The 24,280-nt window shown below is 34.9% G+C and carries 21 protein-coding genes, 1 pseudogene and 1 other annotated feature; of the genes and pseudogenes, 6 read left to right on the forward strand and 16 right to left on the reverse strand.

All coding sequences use genetic code 11. The features are described from left to right. Nucleotides 1-64 precede the first annotated feature (64 nt). Complete coding sequence (locus tag MHH71_RS06595) at nucleotides 65-382, forward strand: polysaccharide deacetylase (RefSeq protein WP_078211535.1); 318 nt, start codon at nucleotides 65-67, stop codon at nucleotides 380-382. 51 nt (nucleotides 383-433) lie between these two features. Here MHH71_RS06595 and MHH71_RS06600 read toward each other — a convergent pair whose 3' ends face one another. Further along, on the reverse strand, nucleotides 434-1,771 hold the full coding sequence (locus tag MHH71_RS06600; RefSeq protein WP_003203801.1) for a sodium-dependent transporter: 1,338 nt from the start codon (nucleotides 1,769-1,771) through the stop codon (nucleotides 434-436). Between the two features lie 303 nt (nucleotides 1,772-2,074). After that, nucleotides 2,075-2,298: a binding site (T-box leader), on the reverse strand. A gap of 230 nt (nucleotides 2,299-2,528) precedes the next feature. Between MHH71_RS06600 and MHH71_RS06605 the strand changes: the two genes are divergently transcribed. Beyond that, nucleotides 2,529-4,163 (forward strand): putative polysaccharide biosynthesis protein, encoded by a 1,635-nt coding sequence (locus MHH71_RS06605; protein ID WP_006094450.1) that lies wholly within the window; start codon nucleotides 2,529-2,531, stop codon nucleotides 4,161-4,163. 52 nt (nucleotides 4,164-4,215) lie between these two features. Here the strand turns inward: MHH71_RS06605 and cysK are convergent, their stop codons facing one another. The 5 genes from cysK to MHH71_RS06630 form a co-directional block, all read right to left on the reverse strand. After that, a complete protein-coding gene (gene cysK, locus MHH71_RS06610) occupies nucleotides 4,216-5,133 on the reverse strand; it encodes a cysteine synthase A (RefSeq protein ID WP_006094449.1) in 918 nt (305 codons plus the stop codon). Between the two features lie 15 nt (nucleotides 5,134-5,148). After that, on the reverse strand, nucleotides 5,149-6,357 hold the full coding sequence (locus tag MHH71_RS06615; protein WP_006094448.1) for an MFS transporter: 1,209 nt from the start codon (nucleotides 6,355-6,357) through the stop codon (nucleotides 5,149-5,151). Between the two features lie 375 nt (nucleotides 6,358-6,732). Further along, complete coding sequence (locus MHH71_RS06620; RefSeq protein WP_006094447.1) at nucleotides 6,733-8,295, reverse strand: Vga family ABC-F type ribosomal protection protein; 1,563 nt, start codon at nucleotides 8,293-8,295, stop codon at nucleotides 6,733-6,735. Nucleotides 8,296-8,625: 330 nt separating this feature from the next. Continuing rightward, nucleotides 8,626-9,885 (reverse strand): GTPase HflX, encoded by a 1,260-nt coding sequence (gene hflX, locus MHH71_RS06625; RefSeq protein WP_003206751.1) that lies wholly within the window; start codon nucleotides 9,883-9,885, stop codon nucleotides 8,626-8,628. 583 nt (nucleotides 9,886-10,468) lie between these two features. Further along, nucleotides 10,469-11,275, reverse strand: coding sequence for a polyphosphate kinase 2 family protein (locus MHH71_RS06630; RefSeq protein ID WP_006094445.1), 807 nt, complete (start codon nucleotides 11,273-11,275; stop codon nucleotides 10,469-10,471). A 125-nt stretch (nucleotides 11,276-11,400) separates the two neighbouring features. On the opposite strand from MHH71_RS06630, the gene MHH71_RS06635 reads away from it, so the two are divergent. Then, nucleotides 11,401-12,222 (forward strand): YwqG family protein, encoded by an 822-nt coding sequence (locus MHH71_RS06635; protein ID WP_006094444.1) that lies wholly within the window; start codon nucleotides 11,401-11,403, stop codon nucleotides 12,220-12,222. A gap of 399 nt (nucleotides 12,223-12,621) precedes the next feature. Here the strand turns inward: MHH71_RS06635 and MHH71_RS06640 are convergent, their stop codons facing one another. From MHH71_RS06640 to MHH71_RS06650, 3 genes are all read right to left on the reverse strand, one after another. Continuing rightward, a complete protein-coding gene (locus MHH71_RS06640; RefSeq protein WP_006094443.1) occupies nucleotides 12,622-13,905 on the reverse strand; it encodes an MFS transporter in 1,284 nt (427 codons plus the stop codon). A gap of 272 nt (nucleotides 13,906-14,177) precedes the next feature. Then, nucleotides 14,178-14,690 carry a hypothetical protein gene (locus MHH71_RS06645; protein WP_033798805.1) on the reverse strand — a complete coding sequence of 171 codons (513 nt, stop codon included), beginning with the start codon at nucleotides 14,688-14,690 and terminating at the stop codon, nucleotides 14,178-14,180. 372 nt (nucleotides 14,691-15,062) lie between these two features. Further along, a complete protein-coding gene (locus MHH71_RS06650; RefSeq protein WP_006094441.1) occupies nucleotides 15,063-15,629 on the reverse strand; it encodes an undecaprenyl-diphosphatase in 567 nt (188 codons plus the stop codon). Between the two features lie 243 nt (nucleotides 15,630-15,872). Here MHH71_RS06650 and MHH71_RS06655 point away from each other — a divergent pair. Continuing rightward, a pseudogene (locus MHH71_RS06655) lies at nucleotides 15,873-16,199 on the forward strand (RNA-guided endonuclease InsQ/TnpB family protein); the annotation flags it as partial. A 351-nt stretch (nucleotides 16,200-16,550) separates the two neighbouring features. Here MHH71_RS06655 and MHH71_RS06660 read toward each other — a convergent pair. Then, entirely contained in the window at nucleotides 16,551-16,787 is a 237-nt protein-coding gene (locus MHH71_RS06660) for a hypothetical protein (RefSeq protein WP_006094439.1), read from the reverse strand. Nucleotides 16,788-16,845: 58 nt separating this feature from the next. Beyond that, a complete protein-coding gene (locus MHH71_RS06665; protein WP_033799635.1) occupies nucleotides 16,846-17,442 on the reverse strand; it encodes a DedA family protein in 597 nt (198 codons plus the stop codon). Nucleotides 17,443-18,011: 569 nt separating this feature from the next. Between MHH71_RS06665 and MHH71_RS06670 the strand changes: the two genes are divergently transcribed. Then, nucleotides 18,012-18,320: a hypothetical protein gene (locus MHH71_RS06670; protein ID WP_006094437.1), complete on the forward strand. Its 309-nt coding sequence runs from the start codon at nucleotides 18,012-18,014 to the stop codon at nucleotides 18,318-18,320. A 100-nt stretch (nucleotides 18,321-18,420) separates the two neighbouring features. Here MHH71_RS06670 and MHH71_RS06675 read toward each other — a convergent pair whose 3' ends face one another. The 4 genes from MHH71_RS06675 to MHH71_RS06690 form a co-directional block, all read right to left on the reverse strand. Then, a complete protein-coding gene (locus tag MHH71_RS06675; protein WP_033798804.1) occupies nucleotides 18,421-20,172 on the reverse strand; it encodes an MFS transporter in 1,752 nt (583 codons plus the stop codon). Between the two features lie 34 nt (nucleotides 20,173-20,206). Continuing rightward, nucleotides 20,207-20,746, reverse strand: a complete 540-nt coding sequence (locus MHH71_RS06680; RefSeq protein WP_033798803.1) for a PadR family transcriptional regulator — start codon at nucleotides 20,744-20,746, stop codon at nucleotides 20,207-20,209. A gap of 300 nt (nucleotides 20,747-21,046) precedes the next feature. Next, nucleotides 21,047-21,691, reverse strand: coding sequence for an alpha/beta family hydrolase (locus MHH71_RS06685; protein ID WP_018766700.1), 645 nt, complete (start codon nucleotides 21,689-21,691; stop codon nucleotides 21,047-21,049). A 154-nt stretch (nucleotides 21,692-21,845) separates the two neighbouring features. Further along, a complete protein-coding gene (locus MHH71_RS06690) occupies nucleotides 21,846-22,166 on the reverse strand; it encodes a hypothetical protein (protein WP_006094433.1) in 321 nt (106 codons plus the stop codon). A 343-nt stretch (nucleotides 22,167-22,509) separates the two neighbouring features. Here MHH71_RS06690 and MHH71_RS06695 point away from each other — a divergent pair, with 343 nt between their 5' ends. After that, on the forward strand, nucleotides 22,510-22,971 hold the full coding sequence (locus MHH71_RS06695) for a hypothetical protein (protein ID WP_003196732.1): 462 nt from the start codon (nucleotides 22,510-22,512) through the stop codon (nucleotides 22,969-22,971). Between the two features lie 43 nt (nucleotides 22,972-23,014). Here the strand turns inward: MHH71_RS06695 and MHH71_RS06700 are convergent, their stop codons facing one another. Continuing rightward, entirely contained in the window at nucleotides 23,015-24,277 is a 1,263-nt protein-coding gene (locus MHH71_RS06700) for an MFS transporter (protein WP_006094432.1), read from the reverse strand. Between the last annotated feature and the right edge of the window lie 3 nt (nucleotides 24,278-24,280).

Raw genomic sequence — 24,280 nt, forward strand, 5'->3', positions numbered from 1 at the left:
TGATAAATTTTCCTCACTTGCATCCCACTACTTTTTAAAATTAAAAATAATGTGAGGGCGCTTTATGAACAAAAGAATCATTACATCATTGATTATACTAACCACTCTTCTCTTCCTACTCTTTGGAACTTATAAATTAATGAATTCACGAACGTATCAACTATTTGGTAAATTAACAAATCGGGTAGAAACAAATCAAAAAGTCGTCGCCCTAACCTTTGATGATGCTCCTACAAAAAATGTAGAACCTGAATCTATCATTTTATTACATTCCATGTATGACGATTCTAATAATGCCTTAAAGACCATTGAAAGCATTTTAGATTCTTTATCTAAAAAAGGCTATCAATTTGTTACAGTAAACGAATTACAGAAAAGATAATTCTATAATTAAAAGGCTCTAGCATAACGTTATGCTAGAGCCTTTTGTACTTTAAATCACTCCAATTACATTTAAAAATACGATAATAATTGCAATTGGTGCGATATAGCGAAGTAAGAATAACCATAATACAAATAATTTATAGCCTTTATTTTTACTGACACCCAGTTCTTTCATTAATACATCTTTCTTCATTTTTAATGGCACGAAAATTGCAACTAATAATACACCAAGCGGCATAAGAACGTTACTTACTGCAAAGTCTGCTAAATCAAACACTGTTTTTCCAAAAAGCTTCACATCACTTAATACACCATATGATAGTGCCGATGGAATTCCAACAACAAAGATTAGTAATCCAACAATCAATGCCATTTTTTCACGTTTTCCCTTTCCTTTTTTTGTTAAGGAAGCAACACTAATCTCTAACATAGAAATTGCAGATGTTACAGTAGCAAAAAAGAATAGTAATAAGAAAATAATGAAAAATAGTTTTCCAAATGCCATTTTACTGAAGATAGCCGGTAATACAATAAATAGTAATCCCGGTCCTTGAGATGGCTCCATTCCAAATGCAAATACAACCGGGAAAATTGCAAGTCCCGCAAGTAATGTAATAACAAGTGTTAAACCAACAATAGAAAATGCTGAACGCGGTAAATTTTCTTCTTTCGGCAAGTACGAGCTATACGTTACCATTACTGCCACACCGACAGATAATGAGAAGAACGATTGCCCCATCGCATATAAAACAATCTCAGACGTTACATGCGAAAAATCAGGTTGTAAGAAGAAACGTACCCCTTCTCCCGCTCCATCTAATGTAAGCGCACGAACAATTAACACAAAGAACAAAACGAATAGTGCTGGCATAAAGTATTTATTTACTTTTTCAACACCATTTTGCACGCCTTTACTCACGATAAAAATAGTAATAAGAATAAATAATAGCTGTGATCCAACTGCTAAATATGGATTGGAAATGATTTCACCAAATGTTGCTTCGTATGCACCATTTCCTTCCCATAGTCTACCTGTAATTGCATTCCATAAATATAATAAAATCCAACCTCCTACAACACTGTAGAAAGAAAGCAATATGAAACATGTTACAATCCCTAACTTACCAACCCACGGCCATAATGTTTTAGGAGCGATCTCTCTATACGCATCAACAGCCTCTTTTTGCGTACTTCTTCCGATTGAAAATTCTGCCAATAATAAAGGTAAACCAATCAGTAAAGTAAAACCAATGAATATTAGAAAGAAGGCACCGCCCCCTCCAATACCGGCCATATACGGAAACTTCCAAATTGCGCCAAGGCCAATTGCTGAACCTGCTGCAGCTAAAACGAAACCTAATTTCGATGTCCATTGCTGTGAATTCATCTTTCTATCTCCTCTCTTCTTCTATTTTTTCTTGTTATTACATTTCATACTTACTTGTATTGTTCTATCCTCTTCCCTTTCTAATACAACCACTTCCCTTCAGAAACAAAAAATCGCCCCTACAGTAACGTAGGGACGATAAAAATATCGCGGTACCACCCTAGTTGTGAAAAATACTAAGAAACTGCCGAAATAAAAAAAGCCCCTACGAAAACGTAGGGACGATAAAATATCGCGGTACCACCCTAGTTATGAAGATACAACTAAAATAACCCCTAAATAAAAAACGTCCCTACGCAAAAACGTAGGGACGATATATATCGCGGTACCACCCTAGTTGTGAAAAAATTCTTCACCACTTTATTTGATAACGGTATATACTACCGTCTTTCATTTCCTCACAATGTGAGATTTATGAAAGATGCTCCAGGACGAACTTCATGAATAATCTATATACTGATTCGCACCAACCATCAGCTCTCTGTCATAGGGAGATTTTCACTACTTTACCCTTTCATTGCCCAACTATATGTTTTCCGAATTGATTACTATCATTTTTATCATACAATAAAAAGAGTGTCAACTGATTTTTTTGAATTTTTATGTATTAATTTGCTATTTGTTGCTATAAAAATTCAAAATATGACTTTTTGATGAATACTATTGCACGACTTATGGTTTATGCTTTATAAAATCCACTGACAGGTTTATAGTAGTATAGGATGATTGTAACAGAGCACGAGTAGGAGGAAAGGTTTTGTCTACTTCAAAAGTTTTAAAAGGTACAGCTTTACTAAGCGGTGCCACAATGATTTCGCGTATTTTAGGCTTTATATACTTCTTCCCCTTTCAACTATTAGTTGGTGAACAAGGGGTTGCTTTATATGCGTATGCATATTCTTGGTATGGCATCTTGCTTAGCTTTTCAACAGCCGGCATTCCAATTGCTGTGTCGAAATTTGTTGCTAAATATAATGCATTAGGTGACTATAACACAAGTAAGAAACTGTATAATTCTAGTGTGAAAATCATGCTACTTATGGGTTTCGCTGGATTTTTAATCTTATTTATCGGAGCACCTTACGTATCGCAGTTTATTATTCGTTCCAAAACACCTGATCCGGGGTTTATCGCTGATGTAACACTTACAATGCGAGCATTAAGTTTTGCGCTCATTATTGTTCCAGCAATGAGTGTAACACGTGGATACTTCCAAGGATTCCAACATATGAAGCCAAGTGCTGTTTCTCAAGTTGTGGAACAAATTGCACGTGTCATTTTCATTTTAGTAGGTAGTTTTATCGTTTCAAAATTACTAGGTGGTTCCGTTGCGTCTTCTGTTGCAGTCGCTACATTCGGAGCTGTTATTGGAGCAATTGCCAGCGTTTCAATTTTAATCATGTATTGGAAAAAATATAATCATTTAAAACCACCTGCAGGCGAACTAAAAACAAGGGCTTCAAACATTTCATTAAAAAGCATTTATATGGAGCTACTTCGTTACGCAATCCCTATTGTTTTTGTAGGGATCGCTATTCCACTTTATACTTTAGTGGATCAATATACAGTTGCTGATGCACTAAGAGCAATTGGAACACCGCTTGAAACTGCGAATGCGATTTTCGCTTATATAACGAACTATGCTCAAAAATTAATTATGATTCCCGCTTCGCTCGCAACTGGATTTTCACTTACGATTATTCCAGCGATAACAAAATCATTTACAAGCGGGAAACTAGAAGAATTACAAGAACAAATTACAAAGATTTTCCAATTATTGTTATTCTTCACAATCCCTGCTGCATTTGGACTCGCTAGCATCGCATATGATGCATTCCGCATGGTATATATGAGTCCTGATACCGCTTTAGGCGGGTCTCAATATTTAATTTCTTATGCACCATCAGCAGTATTAAGTGCGATTTTCACTGTTTCAGCAGCCATTTTACAAGGCATTGATTATCAGCGAAAAACAATGATTGCATTCTCAGTTGGTATTCTCGTAAAAATCTTAGTGAATACGCCACTTCTATATCTATTAGGTGGGCATGGAGCAGTACTTGGAACAATTCTTGGATATCTCGTTTCTGATATCATTATGCTATATTGCATCGTCAAATTTGCAAATTTTGATATTGCAGAAACAGCTAAAACAGTATTTCTTATTACAATTTACTCCGCAGCAATGTCCGCTGTCGTAATAGGATTAAAAGCGATTATCGGATGGTTGATCCCTGGACAACCTTATATCGAATCATTGCTAATCGTTATTATTTGCGGCGTGGTTGGAGGAATTGTCTATCTTACTTTCGTATTAACAAGTGGCCTAGCATCACATATTCTTGGTGATCGAATTGGTCGTTTACCTATATTAAAAAAATTAGTAAAATAAAACAAAGAAGAGATTGTATATGATACATACAATCTCTTCTTTGTTATGTTTCTTATTCAAACAATCCCATACTTAAATAACGCTCTCCCGTATCAGGTGCAATACATAACACTTTCTTACCAGCACCTAATTGTTTTGCTATCGTGATTGCAGCATAGACCGAGGCACCTGAAGATGGTCCTACTAATATTCCCTCTTGTTTTGCTAGATTTCTCATTGTACTAAGCGCTTCTTCATCCGCAATTTGAATAATTTCATTATATATTTCCGTATTTAAGTTTTTCGGAATAAACCCTGGGCTTGTTCCAACTAGTTTATGAGGACCCGGCACACCACCAGATAAAACAGGAGATCCTTTCGGTTCAACTACTGCAATATATAAATTTGGTAGTTTTTCTTTCAATATTTCTCCTGTGCCAGTAATGGTTCCACCAGTTCCAGCAGTTGCTACAAATGCATCTAGCTTTCCATCCATTTGTTCATAAATTTCAAGAGCTGTTGTATAGCGATGAATATTCGGGTTTGCTGGATTTTCAAACTGCTGCGGAATAAAGCTATTTGATATTTGTTTTTGTAATTCTACCGCCTTCGCAATTGCTCCTGGCATTCTTTGTTCTGCGGGTGTCAAAACAACTTCAGCCCCATATGCCTTAAGCAAGTTAATCCGTTCTTTTGACATATTATCTGGCATAATTAAAATCGCTTTGTATCCTTTAGCAGCTGCGTTCATCGCTAAACCAATCCCTGTATTTCCACTTGTTGGTTCAATAATCGTATCACCTGGCTTAATGAGCCCTTGCTCTTCCGCCATATGAATTAAATTATACGCCGCTCGGTCTTTCACACTACGAGATGGATTAAACATTTCCAATTTCACATACACATCTGCCGCATCTTCTGGAACGAATCGCGATAACCGTAAGACAGGTGTATCTCCAATTAATTCTGTAACATTTTGAGATAGTTTCATAGCGCATCCCCTATTCTATCGTGTTTTTCGATCGCTTGGTAGTAACCATGACGTAAGTCCAATTAATGGTAAACAACTACATAATACCATAATAAATTGCAGACTATACACGTCTGCTAATTTCCCAAGAACAACGGCACCTAATGCTCCAAGGCCAAACGCAAGACCGACAATTAATCCTGACACCATTCCAACTTTTCCCGGAACGAGCTCCTGCGCATACACAACAATAACACTAAAGCTACTGGAACTAATAAAACCTATACATAAAAATAACGGCACAACCCACGCTAGAGAAACATGTGGTAATAAAAGTGCAAGCGGCGCAGAACCTAGCATTGAAAATACGATAATATTTTTCTTACCAAATCGATCTGCTAATGGCCCACCAAAGAATGTACCCAGTACCCCAGCAATCATAAAAGCAAATACAAAGTACTGTGCATTTTTAATAGACACACCATAATGCTCGATTAAATAAAACTGATAGAAGTTCCCAATGCCAGCTCCATACCAAGAACGAACAAAGGTTAAGAAAACAAGAAGAACAATTACAAACTTAATATGCTTACTAACAATTGCATTCTCCGCCTCAAGTGCAGCTCGTTTCTTTCTTCGCATCGCACCATTTACTAACTCATTTTTGTACCAATTTGAAACAAAAATTAATAACACAATACCTACCGCTGCAAAAGCCGTGAATCCAAGTGATCCAACTTGCCCAAGCGGAACAAAAATTAGCGCTGTAAAAATTGGTGCAAGAGAATTCCCTGTATTTCCTCCTACTTGATAAATTGACTGCGCTAACCCTCGCTTTGCACCAGCTGCCATATAAGCAACACGTGCGCCTTCAGGATGAAAGACTGCTGATCCTAATCCGATAAATAAAACTGAAATAATAACGATAATAAAGTTTGGTGCGAACGCAAGTCCAATCATCCCAAGCATACTCGAAAACATACCGAGCGGTAATAAAAATGGAGATGGTTTCTTATCTGAATACATCCCAAACACCGGCTGCATAATCGATGACGTCATATTTAACGCGAATGCAATCCATCCTACCTGCATATAGGACAAATTCATCGACTTTTCCAAAATAGGAAACAGTGCCGGTACAACAGCTTGCATCGAGTCATTTAAAAAATGACCGAAACTAATCGCAAATAAAATACGATATATCGTTGGTGAAGCTATTTTATTTTCCTTTGAAACTGCCTGCATAATTCACTCTCTCCTTCCCTAAAAAACAGAAAATGTAACTAATTAACATTACACTTACTGTAATAATTTCTGATTTTTAAAACATTTTCTATTCTATACTGGTTTTATTTCTTTTTCCAGCAACACAACTTCGATTTCATCTATATACATAAAATCATTAAATTTATATATTTTTATAAAATTGAATGGAAGAAGTTTTCTTTAGATTATTTTATATCAGCAAAGATGAAGAAAGAGACAAACAAGAGTGTTGCACTCTTACTTCCATGATCAGTAGTTCTATCCGCATGTTAGCAAAAACAAAAGACAACACCTAGCTCAAAAAAAGTACATCACTCCATTAGTCGTGATGTACTTTTTTCTAATCAACTTTAATTATAATTCTCGTTTTTCTTTTAAAAGTTTTTGAAATTCTATTTCTAATTCTTCGGACGGTTCAATACTTAAGCGACTTAGCACTTCCGATATTTTTGTTTCAAGTAAAAGAAGCTTATCTTCTTTCGTATCTCGCGTCTTTTCCACTTGATTGAGTTTATATTGCTGATAATTCCCTTCAAATAATTCAATCTTTTGATTGCGGATTGTTAAAATTCGCGTAGCAATATTTTCGATAAACCGGCGATCATGCGAGACAAAGATTACACTTCCTTCATATTCTTTTAGAAGAGACTCTAACGCTTCAACAGCTTCCATATCAAGAAAGTTCGTCGGCTCATCTAACACTAAAGTATTAATATCACTTAAAAATAGCTTTGTCAGCGCTACTTTCACTCGCTCACCACCACTTAAAACCCCTACCGGCTTATAAACATCATCTCTGAAAAAATGCATTCTCGCAAGAACCGTTCGAATCAGTGTTTCATCCTGTTTTGAATAGAGTTGGACATTTTCGATAATTGATTTCTCCGTATCTAATATGTTTAAGTTTTGACTAAAATAGCCAATTTTAACAGCTGGTGAAAGCTTAATACCATACTCTTGGTTCATGATTTTTTTGACAAATGTCGTTTTCCCACTTCCATTTGAACCGATAATCGCTAATTTATCACCGCCCCGAATGTGAAAACTTGTTTTGCTCCAAAGCACACGTTCCCCAACTTTACCTGTTACACCATCTACACGAAGAATAATCCGGTTTTTAAACGTTTCTGCATTTGGCAAATTCATCTTAATTGGTGAGAGCCCCTTTACTTTTTCTACCTTTTCAAGTTTTTCTAATCTCGTTTCGATGGCCGTTGCTGTTTTTTGTAGCTTCTTTTGCTTTTTGGCAAAGTATGGCTTTGCTCCTGTAATTCTCGCTTCGGATTTACTTACCTTTTTTGGCGCCTTTGTTGCTCTTTCAGCTTTTTTCTCTTTTAACTTTAACGCTTCTTCCAACTGCTTTTTCTTTTTCTCATACTTTTCATACGCTAATTGTTCTTGATTTAGCTCTATTTCTTTTTGTTTTACATAATCACTATAGTTGCCTGTATACTCTTTTATTTTCCCTTCATTCAATTCCCATATCGTTGTACAAAGAGCATCTAAAAATGCACGGTCATGCGAAATAATGATAAATGCCCCTTGCCAACTTTTTAACTTTTTCTCCAACCATTCGATATGTTCTGTATCAAGATTTGTAGTCGGTTCATCTGCAAGTAAAAGCTCGGCATCTTTCATAAGAGCTTTTTGGACATATTCTTGCGTCACTTCCCCACCACTTTTTGTTGTATCTGTTCGTTTAAGCTGCGGCAAAAGCTCACACCTAGTACGTTGAATAACATTTCCTTCTTCTGGAGAAATTTTTCCAGCCAACATTTGAAATAACGTCGTTTTCCCGCTTCCATTTCTACCAACTAACCCAATTCGAGCATTTTGATGAATTTGCAATTGGTCCACATCTAGTAATAAACGATCCTGTACATAGTACTTTATATGATTAGCTTCTAATAAAAACATAGTAACATCCCCTTTTATCCAGTTTAGGAGACAAAAAAATGCCCCCTATATCCATTCAGAATAGGAGGCATAATTATATATAGGTGTACACCAAAAGAGACTATCCCTTTTAGATCCAACTATACAAAACCAATCCTATTCTGAAAAACGCAAATTAAAGGCATCACAAATAACAGCATAATCATCTGTTAAAAATAACCTTCGATTGTTTGTTTTCGTAAATAGGATTAGTACTTCATGTAATTGGGTCACCCTTCCGTTCTTTCAATTTCATTAACACTATTTTTAGTATAGCTAGAAATTTCAAATAAAATCAATGTTTTTTTCATTTTAAATAACAAAACGCTTATATTTTTCAAAATCACTCGTCTTACATTCGAGTGAAAGTTTTGTACCTTCATTTTCATAGCTCGTAGATACAACATGAGCATGATCATTGAAATAGGATACAACTTGCCCTTGATCATAAGGAATTAACATCTCACACTTTGTATACTCTTTGTAAATGTAAGAACGAATCATTTCTACAAGCTCTTCAATCCCAATTTGTTGTTTTGCAGATAGATATACTCGGTCCTCCTGGATTTTCGGAATTTCAACATCCATCATATCTGATTTATTATACGCATAAATCGTTGGGATGTTTTCAACACCAATTTGTTTTAATGTTTGGTTTGTAATCTCAATTAATTGTTCATAATTTGGATTTGCATAATCCACTACATGAATCAATAAATCCGCCTCCGCTACTTCTTCTAACGTTGAACGGAATGCTTTCACAAGATGATGCGGTAATTTGCTTACAAAACCAACTGTATCTGTTAATAAGAATGATTTATTATCTGGAAGTTCAATATTGCGTACGGATGTTTCCAAGGTCGCAAATAGCATATCCTTTTCAAACACTTGCTTCTCAGTCGAACCATTAAAGATTTCAAGCATCGTATTCATAATCGTTGATTTACCTGCATTTGTATATCCTACTAATGAAACAACAGGAATTTCGTTTTTCTTACGCTGTTTACGCTGCGTTTGACGTTGTGCAACAAGCGCTTCTAATTCTTTATTTAATACTGCAATTTGCTCTTCAATTTTACGACGGTCCAGCTCTAATTTCTTCTCACCGACACCTTTATTCTTCGTACCAACGCCGCCGCTCTGTCTTCCTAAAGATTCACGAAGACCGATTAAACGCGGCATCATATATTGTAGGTGCGCGACTTCAACTTGCAACTGCGCTTCTTTCGTCTTAGCACGCTGCGCAAAAATATCTAAAATTAAAATGGTACGATCAATGACTTTACAATCTAAGTCAGCTTCTAAATTTCGAATTTGTGAAGGCGATAACTCATCATTAAAAATAACCATATTCGCATCTGCTTCCTTCACAAAAGCAGAAACCTCTTCAATTTTCCCTTTTCCAATATAATGTGATGGATTCACGCGATGTAAATTTTGAGTAACTCTCCCTATAACTTCCACATCACAAGCTTCTGCAAGATTCGTTAACTCCTCCATTGAATATTCAAAATCACTTTCACTATTTAAATTAACTCCAACTAATATCGCTTTTTGTACTAGTTCTTCCATATATTTATTCCTCCATTTCGATTACGTAAAATTAAAAAACACAGGTCACTGCCTGTGTTTTTCGTAAACGGATGAGAGTACACCAAATAAACAAAAGAAAGCAACATTGCTTCCAAATTGCTACATGGTTAATACGTCACAAATGATATACGTTTCCAAAAACATATACGTATATCACATCATTCTATTATAAAGGCAAAACAAAAAGAGGGCGTATTCGTCCCTCCCTCTTTTCACATATCAGTTCAATAAAGGGTTCCTTTAAAATAGGCAGACCAATCCCGTTCACTCTGTACACAGACAGAGCCTTTGAGCGCTATTCAATTATCGGCACAAAGCTTTGAGACGTAATCTGATTAAAATCAAAGGAGACCCCTCCGTTCATTAAAAGTTACATAAATCTTAGCATAATTATGTAGTTTTCACAACATTAAACTTCACTTACGGGCATAAATAAAATCATTATTTTTCTACTGCATTCTTCATTTTTTTACGCATAATTTAATAAAGTTCTCGTCTTTTGTTTTGCATCACTTTATGGGTGAAATCTATAATTAATGAATCGAATTCACCCCATACAAGCTTAACGACCTATATCTTGCACGTGTTCAATCTCTTCTTTTTCTTCTTTCATTTCATAATAGTATGATGGCAATTCTATTCTATGCTGCAAGAAATAATCCTCAATCAATGAAATGATCACTTTCAATGTTTTCACACGCGCATATAATTTATCGTTACTAGCGATAATATTCCATCTTGCATTCAGTTTATCTGTTTTCTCAAACATTTCTTCCATTGCCCGGGCGTATTCATCCCACTTTTCACGATTGCGCCAATCTTCATCTGTAATTTTCCATCTCTTAAGAGGATTTTTCTCTCGATCTTTAAATCGCACTAACTGCTCATCTTTACTAATATGATAGAAGAATTTTGCTACTATGTAATGATCATCTGTTAATAATTTTTCGAAATCATTGATTTCATCGTATGCTCTATTCCATTCTTCCTTTGTAGCGAATGCCTCTACACGCTCTACCAATACACGACCATACCAAGAGCGATCAAAAATTGTGATTTGACCATACTGAGGAATTTTCCTCCAGAAGCGTTGCAAATAATGGTAACGTTTTTCATGAGGAGCAGGCGCACCAATTGGATTTACTTGAAATCCACGCGGATCCAGATGCTCAGTAATTCGTTTAATTGCCCCTCCTTTTCCAGCCGCATCCCAACCTTCCATCGCCATAATAACGGCTATTTTTTCTTTTTGTAAAATTTGCTGCAACGCTAATAAGCGCCTTTGATACTTTTCAAGCTTCTTATTATACTTTGATTTTGATTCCATTCTTTTCGTTAAATCTACTTGAGCAAGACGATCTTTTGTCATAAAATAATCCCCCTTTTCCTACACTAACGCTATTTTAACATAATTTTCAATATTTTTGATTTTATTCAGAAAATAACACTAGTGCAACTAGAAGTTGTTGTACAATAAAAACGAGGTGATACATAATGCAAAAAACGCTACAAAATGTACTCGAAAAATATAATGCCATGCATCTAGAAAAGCATATTTTAAATTCTCTTGAGCCAACAATTCAAATTCGTCTACGTAAAGGATCTGATGAGCAAATAGCAGTGGGAACCTCAAAATTAGGAGGTTTTCCAGACTTACCTGATGAATTAAAGATTCCAACATACAACGACATACCGTTACACTTTATTGGACAGCTGAATTTAGAAGAAATACAACCTTATCACAAAGGAAACCCACTACCTACGAAGGGCATGTTATATTTCTTTTATGACGCAGAAGAACAACCATGGGGGTTTGACCTAAGAGATATTGGAGGTCATCGCGTTCTGTACACAGAAAATATAGAAAACCTAAAACGACGAGAACTTCAAACAGAAGTGTTCCCTCCTTCCATCATCTCCTTTCAAGAAACTTGGACATTAGCAAAAGAAAAAGTCGGAGAAACAGGTTTATCAAATGATGATGAATGGGATCTTTATAAAGAAATAGAAGAATTGTATATCGATGGATTGCATCATTTACTCGGCTCCGCACAAGCTATACAATCAGAAGCAATGGCGGAAGAGTGTCATCTTGTTACAAACGGAATCTATTTAGGAAATGGGTACCCCTCAGATCAAGAGATAAAACATTTGCCTGGCAGCGCCCAAGATTGGATGTTACTGTTACAACTTGATACCAATGATGAATCTGAAATGGATTGGGGAGACACTGGCTTATTATATTTCTGGATCAAAAAAGAAGATTTATTGCAAAGAAACTTTGAAAATACATGGTTGATTTTGCAATGTTGTTAAATCAACCATGCATTTTCAACATATCTCCTCTGTTTCTATACTGTAATTCGTATAAAGCGAAAAAGAATAGAAAAAATGGCCAACTTTTTCTACAAAGTTGGCCCATCTATTATAATTTCAGTTCTTCTATATGAAAAAGCTCAATAACCGCTTGTGTACTCCTCTAACCCTTAGTTTTTGCATCACATTACTAATATGATTGCAGACAAGCCTTCTACTAAAGTACACCTTTTATCAGCGGAGGGCTTCATCCTCTACTAAGCTATTAAAAGAAGATATACCTCTTACAATTTTATGAGATTCATTTTGTGCAGTAACTTCTTTGATTTCTTTTAGTAACTATTTATCCATCTCTTTTTCTCTGTCAGTACAAATCAATCTGCAAAACTTTCAGGACTTCTATTTTATTTCATGTTCTTCACCTTTTCTAGACCATATCACAACAGGAATGAGTAATAAGGCTAAAGCCCCTCCAGCTAATGATAATGCCGCATAACTCGAATTCGCTACCACCATGCCTGACATCGCTCCCCCAGAAGCTCCTGCCAATGCAATAAAAACATCCACTTTCCCTTGTGTCTTTGCACGCGTTAAAGGTTCTGTTGCATCAACAATTTGAGCAGTGCCACTTATTAATCCAAGGTTCCATCCTAATCCAAGTAAAGAAAGAGCAATGATCAGGAGAATTAAAGAATCGCTCGGTGCAATGGCAGCTACCACTCCCGCACTAAGTAGTATAACTCCGGAAGCAATACTCATTGCCATTCGACCAATCTTATCAACAAGAATTCCTGTAACGAGTGATGGAAGGTACATTGCTCCTACATGAAATCCAATAACAAGGCCCACTTCATTTAATCCATGTCCATGGTGTTCCATATGTACGGGAGTCATAGTCATAATTGCAACCATAACAATTTGAGTAAGTATCATAACGATGGCCCCAACTGTAACGCCCCTTTTATTTGCTATCGATTTCTCAGTTATCGCACGCCCTTTATTTGTATGTTCCTGTTTATATGTTTCTATCCTGTTCGCTATTATTAATGGATCTGGACGAAGCATAACGAAAAGTACGAGACCTGCTAACAAAAATGCAGCTGCTGATAATATGAACGGACCAGCAAGTTCAGGAATACCAATAGAAAGAGCAAAGCTCCCCATTACCCCTACCAAATTTGGTCCTGCTACCGCACCAAAAGTCGTCATAACCATTGTAATACTAATAGCAGTTGCCCTTTGCTTCTTATTTGCTAAATCCGTACCGGCATAACGGGCTTGTAAATTTGTGGCTGTGCCTGCACCATATATGAGTAAGGAAGCAAGTAAGAGAATAATACTATTTGTTAAAGCTGCGATTACAACACCAATAGCACCAAGCCCTCCTACCATAAATCCTGTCGCAAGCCCGATCCGGCGTCCATAACGCTGAGAAAGCCTGCCTACTACTAAAGCTGCTCCTGCAGATCCCATTGTAAACATGGCTGCTGGCAATCCCGCGAATGCATCTGTTCCAAGCATTTGCTGCGCAAGAAGTGCGCCTACCGTAATTCCAGCAGCCAATCCCGCACCACCAAACATTTGTGAAATACTTACGATCACTAATGTTCGTTTATATATCTTTTGTTGTTCTTCTACTGTATACATATGATTCCTTATTGAACCATCAGCTGTATCAAGCATTTTCTCACCTTCTTTATGAAAGATTTTCCTTTTTTAAATGTACTATGTTTAATGTTTCATATTCAATAACATTTTCATCCGTTCTTTTCTTTCTAAAAGAGAAAAACAAAAAAACTGCCCAAATACTTTGATTTAGGGCAGTTTTTTCTTAGGCACAAATGTTTTTTATTTATTAAACTAAGATTCTCTCATTTATTTGCAAACTCTACACATCACATTGTTAATATGATTACGAATAAGCCTTCTTGTTACTAAATTTATCTTCAATTCTTTTATCTACCCCATTTATTCTCCATTACTTTAAAATACAAATTTTCAAACTCACTAAAATATTTACCATAAAACCCTAACATTTCAATGTAAATGTTAACAACTTCAACTAAATCAAAATGATCGCCATTTTTAGCTAATTCATAACTATCATCAACACTATATAAATCACCATATTCATCTTCCCAATACAAACCTCTGTTGACTAAAAGTCTAGTTGTGGATTTAATTGACTCTTCAATCATTAGCTCATTTCGTACTAACTTTTCATGAATTACAGAAAGAGTTAATTTCACAGCATACTCTTCATCAACTATTCTACTAAACTCAAATAACTTCCCTTCAATATCATCTATCTTTTCTTTAGACATTAAGGATATCTCAATTATTTCATATGGCGGGCAGTCACTCACTTCAATCACTTTATCACACCATTGAATTACTTCTTCTTTGCTCCACAATCCGCAACAAAGCCCTAAGCCATAAATACTAGTTAGTTTTTGAATGCAATCCAAAACTTCTCACCTTCAATTTCTCATATACATTTTCATTTAGTTTTAAACCCAGTATACGATACATTCATTTAAAATTATAATGTTTAAATTTAATATTATAATATACATTACATAATTTCTTTACAAATGCTTTCTATCCCTGTGAAGATTTTGATGCATATAGAACCTTTCTGAGGAATGAGAAAAAGTATTGAGTAAAATTCTCTATAATAAAAAGAACCAACCCTCGATGATATCGATGATTGGTTCATTTACATGATTTCACAATAGAACATTTTTCAATATATACTTACTAAAAATCGTGTAACATGTTTCTGCTATTATCTATTCTCCTATGCGCATGTTAGCACTCATCCAACCGACTCGACTCTTTTAGCTAGTTTTCCCTTGAAAAATAGGTTTCGCAATTAATGTAGCGAAAGGTCGTATTTTAAATACAACGTACTGCGTAAATAATGCTATTAATATTCCATGTACACATCCTGCAATTACATCCAATGGATAATGTACTCCTACCCATATTCTCGAAAAAGCTACACCAAGTGCTAAGAAAAACCAAGTATATTTAAAACGATAGGCAGATAGCAATAGTGTAGCTGCAATTACAACAGCTGATGTTGCATGATCACTTGGAAAAGAAGAATTGGCAGCATGATCTACAAGTTTTGTGATGTTATGTGAGACAAAAGGACGCTCTCTATAAATAAATATCTCGATAATTCTATTGATGGAATACGCTAAAGTAAACGCAACAATCGATTGAAAAGCCATTACACGAAATTGAGGTTTATTCTTTATCCATAACAGGATGAGTAGTAACACGAAAGCATATTGTACATATTCTGCAAATATAATCATTACATCATCTATCAGTGGATATTGCTGTACCTTACTATTTATAAAGTTGAACCATTCATAATCTAAGTCTTTAAAATTCATTACATAATCTCCTTTATTGCTATAGAGTCCACGCTACATTTCAACAAAATATACCTTTGGACTCTAATAAATTCTTATTATATTTTTTTATTGTTTCCACCTACAAATCATAATCTATTCAATTTTAATAAGATTACTCACAATGTACTATCTTATTTTGTGACATAAACATTACATTTTTGTAAGGTTCTTTTTTCATTTTGATAGTTTAACTTATGTAAAGTGTTTATATGAAAAGATTTATCGGTGATTTGTATAGAGAATCTCGATATCCGAAATATGGTTCGGAATCGAAAAGTGTCAAAGTCGATTTCTGATGTGGGCTAGGGCGCTTTTCGCAAGATGCTTTTGTAAAAGTGCGAAAAATTTGGAGGTCTACTTGTAAAAATAGATCCAGCATACACATCACAAGATTGTTCAAGCTGTGGAAATCGCGTAAAAAAATCCCTATCGATTCGGACACATATTTGTACAAAGTGTGGAACGATATTAGACCGGGATCACAATGCGAGTCTAAACATTTTGCAAAAAGGATTAGAACAATTACATGTGAGAACGACGGAAGACTGAAACTGAAGGGCAAGGTTGTGTCCAAACAGTATAAACGGCGCCTGTGGAGAATATGTAAGACTGCTTGGGAAACCCCAAGCAGCAACCCTCTATGAAGCAGGAAGCCCCTTCTTCAAACAACTCATAAGAGTGTTAAGAAGGAGTCATTCACAAGTCAACTACTTAGCTCATTCTAGATATTGTTTGAACTATAGTTTGAATTCCGGTTGAAATAATAGATGCATTTATATTTCTTGCATCTATTTTAATGATATTTTCTTTATAAAAATTTGATAAATAATTTTCATCAATAGGCCTCAATAGTACATGTTCAGCATGTAAACGTTGAATCAACTCAATTGCATTCATATTTTACGGTAAGGCAAGATGTAACTTTGTATCAAGAGAAATCGACCTTTTATAGTCAATGCTAACTTCACAATCTTGGAGTTGTCTTTTAATTTCTTGATGTAATAGTATCGATTTTTTTGCATATTTTTTTGCAAGTCGCTTACTGTGCGTATGAAACATGCCACTTTTCAAATAAATCTCCAGCGCTCCTTGTGTAATAAGGCTTGTATCATAATCAATTACTCGTTTTAATGCCAAAAAATTACTGAGAATATCTTGAAGTGGGAGTATTACTGCTCACGAATAACGGGATAACTTAGTTTCTATCTTTTTTGAAGCGAAAATATACAAAAATCAAACCCACAAGGATAACTAGCACAATTAAAAGAATGAGGCTATAACGGTGAGCATAGTGTACTACATGACGCCACTTTTCTCCCAGTTCTAATCCTAACTTGATAAAGGTGAAACTCCATAATAATGCTCCTGAATATGCATAAAGGCAAAAAGTCCAAAATCGAAAACGAGAAATACCCGCTAAATAGGCAGTAACATGGCGAACCCCAGGAATAAAATAGCCAATAAATAATAAGGCAGGACCAATCTTCTGAAACAAAATCTGTGTTCGATTTATTTTATTTTCTGTAATATGTATTTTCGGACCAAATTTCTTTAAAAACGGAATCCCAAGTTTCACTCCTAACAAATAACTAATAGTAATACCAATTGACGAACCGATACATGCACTTAGTAATGCAAGTAGAAAATTCATTTCCCCTTTATATACATAGTACCCTACAAACGTTAACAACGTTTCATCAGGTATCGGTAACCCGATAATTCCACCCACTAAAGCAATAATAATCCCGAAATATCCAAAATGCGAAATGAGATAATGTAATTGTTGTTCTATTGTAATCACCATCCATACCAATTACGAACTGGTATCTCAATCATTGAGACACCTTTTTAAACAAAAAACATTATATACCTCCTAGTATTATTCCAATAAACCCCATTAAAATTCTAACCGTATAACTTATTTCCGAATATAAAGTGAAACTTCCATCAGTGGGAGTCTTCACTTCCCCGCCGATGGTTAGCTGAACGAATCGAGCTTTTACGGGATAAAATGTGTTACTCCACTTTTTTCTATATTTTCAAAATGAAATTGTATTGATTTCTCTTTTTTATCCAAATATAATTAAATATGGATTTTGTATTGTGCTAATAATAGCCTTTATTTCATAGTGTGTATCTCTAGAATTAGAAATATAAAAGATAAATAAGCAAGTTATATAAGATTTATGGTTTATAAGAAAAATCAAAGTTAACAAAACAGATAAAATTATAATATGGGGTTACACAAAAACGTTTGGAGTGTGTACATATGGTATACAAAGATATTCTAAAAAAGATCCATGATGCACCAACTGATTATGATTTTAGTAAATTAACTGAATCCATTATTGATGAGAATCTATGCTTAATGGTATACCCCAAGATTACATTATCTTCTTAAAAGAAGTTGGATACGGATCTGTTTCTAATGCGTATTTTATGTTCTATGGAGGACTTATTGAAGCGGATGAAATATATGACGCAGATGAAAACCCAGAAATAAAAACTGTTTTATTATTTGGTGATAACTTTGCTGGCGATGCGATAGGCTTTCAAACTACAAATAGCTGGGAAATTGTTGAGATTTGGCATGAGGACTTATCAATCGTACCGAGAGACGAAACGAGTTTTAAAGAATTAGCTCAAAGCATATTTTCAAAAGAGCTTTAAGCGATTAGTCACTTTATCTAAAATAAAAAAAGCATTCCACCATTGCAGCTGTGGAATGCTTTTCTCTCATTAATCAAATCATATTAATTCCTTATTTACTTCACCATCCCTTACTCGTTAACCCTTTTCTTCTCCTACCAACTCGAAACTTTCCTTTATAAAACACCAAACTCACCAAACCACAAAGTAAAATAATTGGTGCACTTACTTTATATAAATCTGTAAAGCTCATTGCCATCTTATTTTCGGCATAATGACTAACATCATTTGAGAATGCAAGGATATCTTTCTTTATACTTTTTTCTTTTTCTTCCACTTCTTTTGTTACTTGCCTTGTAATTTCTTCTCTTTTTCCTTCTCTATATTCCACTGGAACTCCATTTAAAGCTTCATTCACTTTTTCATGAATCAATTTCTCTTTTTGTTCCTTGCTCAAGCCGAGATTGTCTTCACTTTGTTTTTTTTCAGCATTTGATTCTAAACTTTTATTTCGGATTTTTTCTTTTGTTATTTGCAATATTTTTTCTTGCTCAACCTGATCCACATGAATATTACGAACTTTCTCTTCAGCATAACGATAAACATTGTCTTTATTTACAGATAGATTATGAGTTAAAGTTGATACAAATATAGCAACAGCTAATACAATCCCTACTTGTCTCAACATCGATACAATGCTTTGGGAAGCGGTTAGTAATTCCCCTTCAAATGAAGAAGCACTTAAAATCGTAATGGGACCTACGACTAAACCATATCCAGCACCTAATATCATACAAGGAATAATAATATCTGCACTTGTTGAATCTACTCCTATCATTTGTAACCAATAATACGCTATGCTCATCACTATGAAACCCGATAAAATAATAAAAACTTTCCCAAGCTTTTTAATTAGCGTTGCAGATAGTGGGGAAACAATAAATATCATTGCTGAAATAGGTGTAACTAAAAAAGCCGCTTCCATTTCTGTTCGATATTGTATTTTTGTAAGAAAAGTCGGAAGTAAGACAGTTACTCCAACCAAAAATAGATTGCTTAATATGACCACAATAGATGCTCCAACAAAGGTTCGATCTTTAAATAGCTGCAAATTCACCATAGGCGCTGAAACTTTTCTTTCGACTAAAATAAATAACAAGAGAGAGAGAATACTAGTAATATAGCAAATCCACGCTACGTTACTCAGCCAACCCCATGTGTTCCCCTTAACTAATACAAGGGTGAAAAAGAAAATTGCAGAGCTACTTAATACTAATCCGATCCAATCTATTTTGGATTTAATACGTTCTTCATTTTTTATTTGTAGCATAACAAAGCATAAAACAACTCCAATTACACAAATCGGAATATTGACAAAAAATACCCATCTCCAACCTAAATTTTCTGTAATAACCCCACCTATCACTGGTCCGATTGCCGCCGAAAACCCTTGTGTTACTCCTAAAATACTAAGCGCAATGTGTCTCTTAGCTAACGGAACTGCTGATACTGCAATTACCATACTCGTCGGAAATAAAATCGCGGCTCCTATACTTTGAATAAAGCGAGAAAAGATAAGAAAATCTCCAGTATTCGCAAATGCACAAAGTGCGGAACCACCACCAAAAACGATTAAACCAATGATATACATTTTTGCCTTACCAAAAATATCTGCAATACGCCCTAACGGAACTGCTAGCACAGCAATTGTCATTGTATACACATTTAAAATCCATGACATTTTTTCTAATGACGTATTTACACTAGATTGTATTGCTGGTAAAGCGATGTTCATAATGGTGGTATCAATCATACAAAGAAAAATACCTAAACACATCAAAAACACTATCTTAAGCCCCCTTGATTGCTCGATTGCAATCTCCCCCTTTATAAATTAGCACTTCTTTTTATTCCTTGTTTTCCCTATCTTCTTCCAGTGTAAGTTGGACTAATTTCTTCCTTAATGTCTCAACTTGTGCAGCATACGATGCAATACCAACATCAAGCGAAATCTCCTCTACAAATGTTATACCCTCTCTCCATTTCTCATATTTCAAGCGAAGATCTGCAATATATGCTTCTTTCCTTTCAATTTCTTCTTCAATCCATCTCTTCATTGTCTCTCCATCAGCATAATTACCAAAATACATTCGCATTAAAAAGTCCGAGCGTAACACATCCTTCTCTACATCAGTCCTCATATATTGATAAAACTCTTCTCTTCCTTCATCCGTTATGAAGTACATCTTCTTATTTGGCTTTCCTTCTTGCATAATAACCTCTTTTTTAATTTTTCCTTCCTTCTCTAACTGTCTTAAAGTTGGATAAATCATACCGAAGCTTCCATCAAAGAAATGAGTGAACACATCTTCAAATACAATTTTTATGTCATAGCCAGACAACTCTTTTTCCATCAATAGCCCTAAAACAACGTCTCTTCCCTTCATCATAAACACCCCATATAAGTTATATAATCAATAATCATATTAACATTATTAATATGATTATTGATTATATAACTTATTCATTCATTTGTAAAATGTAACCAATTAAATTTTCATTTCATACCCTGTAAAGAATTTAAAACAAAAGACTATGTAGAAAAATCCTAACGGGTTCGGATTTGAAGTACAAAATTAAAAATAACCATTTAAAAAGAGGTGCAATTAGCACCTTTTTTTAAATGGTTATTTTAGCAAGTGAACTAGCCCCCAAATTGGTAAACTTTTGATAATATCAGTTTATCACTAATTTGTCCTAACGGTTTCTTGGAGTTTTTCCATTACCCTTGATAAAGCTAAAATTGAATTTGTTGTTTCAAATTCTCCAACATCTAAGGAATGGTTTGCATTTTGGACAACATCAATCTTTAAATTTGATTTACTTAATTGGTCAATTTGATTTGAATTGTAATGATGGTCTTTATCCCCGATAACTAAAAGCCCTTGATGATGACTATTCAAAATTGAGTCAAAAATCGAATCAGACTTTATCAGAGGAGTGAGTAAAATCATTTTTGACTTTAAGAATTCATCTCTCTTCATTAAGTCATTCGCAATTGGAATTGTTCCGAGTGATTTTCCTAAAAAAATCGAATTGTTGTATTGCCCATTTTTTAAAGCATCTAAAATCACAGGATTAATATCATCCATTATTATTTTGGTTATTTCTTCAATATTTTTTTTCATTGTTTGCTCATCATAGGCGTAATGGATATGGACAACATCGATTTTGTTTTGGAGCATTACCATCGTCGAATAATAAAACAAGGGTTTATCGTAATTGTAACCTGAACCTGAAAACATAAAGCAAATCGTTTTGGAACCCATTTCTATATGTGTATAACTAATCGCTTTATCGTTTGTTTGTATCTCCTTTTTCTTTCCTTTCATCATTTTCCCCTCCGAAACTTTTATAATATTATAACATAAATTACCAACTTCTCTTTTTATTTTTCTCAACTTTCGCAAAAAATAAAAAAATCAATATCACAATAATAATCCCGCCTATAAACATTTCTTAATTTACTCATTCATAACCTCCTTACTACTTAGAATTCATATTTTGTCTCTGATAATCAAGAGGAATATCCACCGCAAATTCTCTATCTGCAATTGGTGTATTTACAACAAAGGACTCCGTTTCTAAATAACCCACTACCTCTCCTTGTTCATTTCGATTTTCATATTTCAAAACAAGTCCTGTATTTCGATCAAACCAATAATGAAATATTTTTGCTTGAAATTTTTTAGCATTAGCACCTATAAATTCTCCTTGAACTACAATTGTGTCATAACCCCTATACGTTTCATGTTGGTTTACTATATTCCCCTCCTTCGCCAGCTGAATTAGTAATGTTTCCTCCACGTTTTCACCTCCCCATATTCATCCTATCTATTTATTACCTACCAACTTGAAAAAAGTTCATTTTCTTCCTGTAGAATTACATATAAAATAAAGCTAATCCTTCTATCAACTAAGAAAGATTAGCTTTATAACTCATGCATATACACAATAAGATAATTTTCTATCTTCCCGTCCAGTGCTTTCTTATCACTTCTACGACAATTCCCGGGTTATCCCAGTGCAGCATATGTGTCGCGTCACTTTTCTATAACTGCTAAATCAAATATACATGCATAACTTCTTTAAAATTAGAAAATGCTAACAAAATCAAAACTATCCGCTATAGCGAATTGGAGAATCATACATGACAAGAAAAATATTATTCTTACTTGCTTTCATATGTTTTGCAGTTCCACTTCAAACAAGCGCTTTTACTTTTGCAGAACTCCCTGTTACATCAAAATCTAAGCAGTGGTATATTGAAGTTGATAAGGCTAAGGATCCTCAAGCATTACCATCAAAAGCAGATATGTTTCATTCATACAGCTTACTTGTAAAGAATATCGGTAAGGACGTATCTAACGTATCAGTTGAAATACGTCACAATAACCCGAAATCAAAAGCCTCTTTCAAGCCTTTCAACAAGTCTGATATGAGCGTGTCATATAGTCAAACTAGTTTTACAAAAATGAAATTCCCATTATATGAAGACGCCAATTCATTTGATATTGTTATTAGCTGGGAAGAGAAAGATTTTAGTTATAATGGTCACCCCGAAAAAGCAGAAAAACAATTTACGCAAACATTTGTATTTCAGGAACAGTGAGCTCTACCGTTTAACAGGGCTTACTGTTTTTTGTTAACCTATATTAATCAAACTTGCGAATGCTCGGAACAAGTAGCGCGATTGCTACTACGACAATTGCTGCAATAGCTAGAATGATAATTGTCACAGTACCACCAATTATATTCGCCAACCAACCGACAACTAAATACCCTAACGGCAATAATGCAAACGATCCTAACATATCAAGACTTGCTACCCTTCCGAACGCTTCTTCTGGCACGAGTTCTTGCAAGCTCGTTTCCCATATTAGGCCAAAAATCATAATTCCAAACCCCTCTAATGCCATTAACCCTATTAATCCTGGTGCCCAAGAAACAAAAGGCATTAGTAAAAGTGACATCCCACTAATGAGAACACCTCCATAGGCAAGCAATCCTCGTTTATGCCACCTCTGTCTCCCGCCAAAAATAAGAGCTGCCACAACAGCCCCAGCTCCAGAACACGCCATTCCAAGTCCATAAACAAACGGTTCAAACTGATGATGTATATTAAATAGCCAAGGGATTAATACAACGATAATTCCTGCGTAACAAATATTAATAAATGAAAATGCTAAAATTGTAATCCAAAGCCACGGATGGCTTTTTAAAACAACAATACCTTCTGTAAAATCTTTTTTGAGATTCATTTTTTGATTTGTTTGTTCCTGTACTTTTTTAGCTGTTACATCTTTTAAAAACAATAAACAAATAAAAGATAACAAATAAGTCAATGCATCTAACCCAAACCCGATTCCAGCCGATGCAACTGAAACAATAAGCCCGCCAAGCGCTGGGCCTATTAAACGAACGCCTTGATTACTCATTTGCGTTAATGCGTTAGCTGCATTCCGAATTTCTGGCACGAAAACCCTTGCTCGCACCGCTGCATATGCCGGTTGAAACAGGCCTTCCATTAGTCCATATACTGCTACTAATACATATAGAATATTGATTGTTAAAGTGTCTGTAAAAATAAGTGTCGCAAGTGTTATCATCACTATGCATCGAACAATATCAGTAAATAACATTAATTTAACTCGATTCATGCGATCAACGATTAACCCAGAAAACGGTAAAACAAGAATATTCGGAAGCATATACATAGCCATCGTCATCCCCATAACCACCGTTGAACCTGTTAATGTATATACTACTACTGGAAGAATTACCATTGTAACCGAGCTTCCAAGTACAGAAAGCAGCTGACCAATCCATAAGAAAGTAAACTGCCGTGATTTTGTAACAGGTAACAATAAATTACTTACATAACTCCCCTTATTTTTTGTCTGTATTTCTCCTTGCATATG

The organism is Bacillus sp. FSL H8-0534 (assembly GCF_038005885.1).
GTDB classification, from domain to species: Bacteria; Bacillota; Bacilli; order Bacillales; family Bacillaceae_G; genus Bacillus_A; species Bacillus_A pseudomycoides.

What these genes read in the sequence shown, in the direction of transcription:
- MHH71_RS06630 (WP_006094445.1), bottom strand. Translation starts at nt 11,275, where the DNA reads ATGACAAAAGATCGTCTTGCTCAAGTAGATTTAACGAAAAGAATGGAA.
- hflX (WP_003206751.1), bottom strand. Translation starts at nt 9,885, where the DNA reads ATGGAAGAACTAGTACAAAAAGCGATATTAGTTGGAGTTAATTTAAAT.
- cysK (WP_006094449.1), bottom strand. Translation starts at nt 5,133, where the DNA reads ATGAAACTATCTCAAAATGTTACAGAATTAATTGGAGATACACCTGTC.
- MHH71_RS06595 (WP_078211535.1), top strand. Translation starts at nt 65, where the DNA reads ATGAACAAAAGAATCATTACATCATTGATTATACTAACCACTCTTCTC.
- MHH71_RS06700 (WP_006094432.1), bottom strand. Translation starts at nt 24,277, where the DNA reads ATGCAAGGAGAAATACAGACAAAAAATAAGGGGAGTTATGTAAGTAAT.
- MHH71_RS06685 (WP_018766700.1), bottom strand. Translation starts at nt 21,691, where the DNA reads ATGAAAGGAAAGAAAAAGGAGATACAAACAAACGATAAAGCGATTAGT.
- MHH71_RS06640 (WP_006094443.1), bottom strand. Translation starts at nt 13,905, where the DNA reads ATGCTTGATACAGCTGATGGTTCAATAAGGAATCATATGTATACAGTA.
- MHH71_RS06670 (WP_006094437.1), top strand. Translation starts at nt 18,012, where the DNA reads ATGCTTAATGGTATACCCCAAGATTACATTATCTTCTTAAAAGAAGTT.
- MHH71_RS06635 (WP_006094444.1), top strand. Translation starts at nt 11,401, where the DNA reads ATGCAAAAAACGCTACAAAATGTACTCGAAAAATATAATGCCATGCAT.
- MHH71_RS06680 (WP_033798803.1), bottom strand. Translation starts at nt 20,746, where the DNA reads ATGAAGGGAAGAGACGTTGTTTTAGGGCTATTGATGGAAAAAGAGTTG.
- MHH71_RS06620 (WP_006094447.1), bottom strand. Translation starts at nt 8,295, where the DNA reads ATGTTTTTATTAGAAGCTAATCATATAAAGTACTATGTACAGGATCGT.
- MHH71_RS06650 (WP_006094441.1), bottom strand. Translation starts at nt 15,629, where the DNA reads ATGAATTTTAAAGACTTAGATTATGAATGGTTCAACTTTATAAATAGT.
- MHH71_RS06695 (WP_003196732.1), top strand. Translation starts at nt 22,510, where the DNA reads ATGACAAGAAAAATATTATTCTTACTTGCTTTCATATGTTTTGCAGTT.
- MHH71_RS06600 (WP_003203801.1), bottom strand. Translation starts at nt 1,771, where the DNA reads ATGAATTCACAGCAATGGACATCGAAATTAGGTTTCGTTTTAGCTGCA.
- MHH71_RS06615 (WP_006094448.1), bottom strand. Translation starts at nt 6,357, where the DNA reads ATGCAGGCAGTTTCAAAGGAAAATAAAATAGCTTCACCAACGATATAT.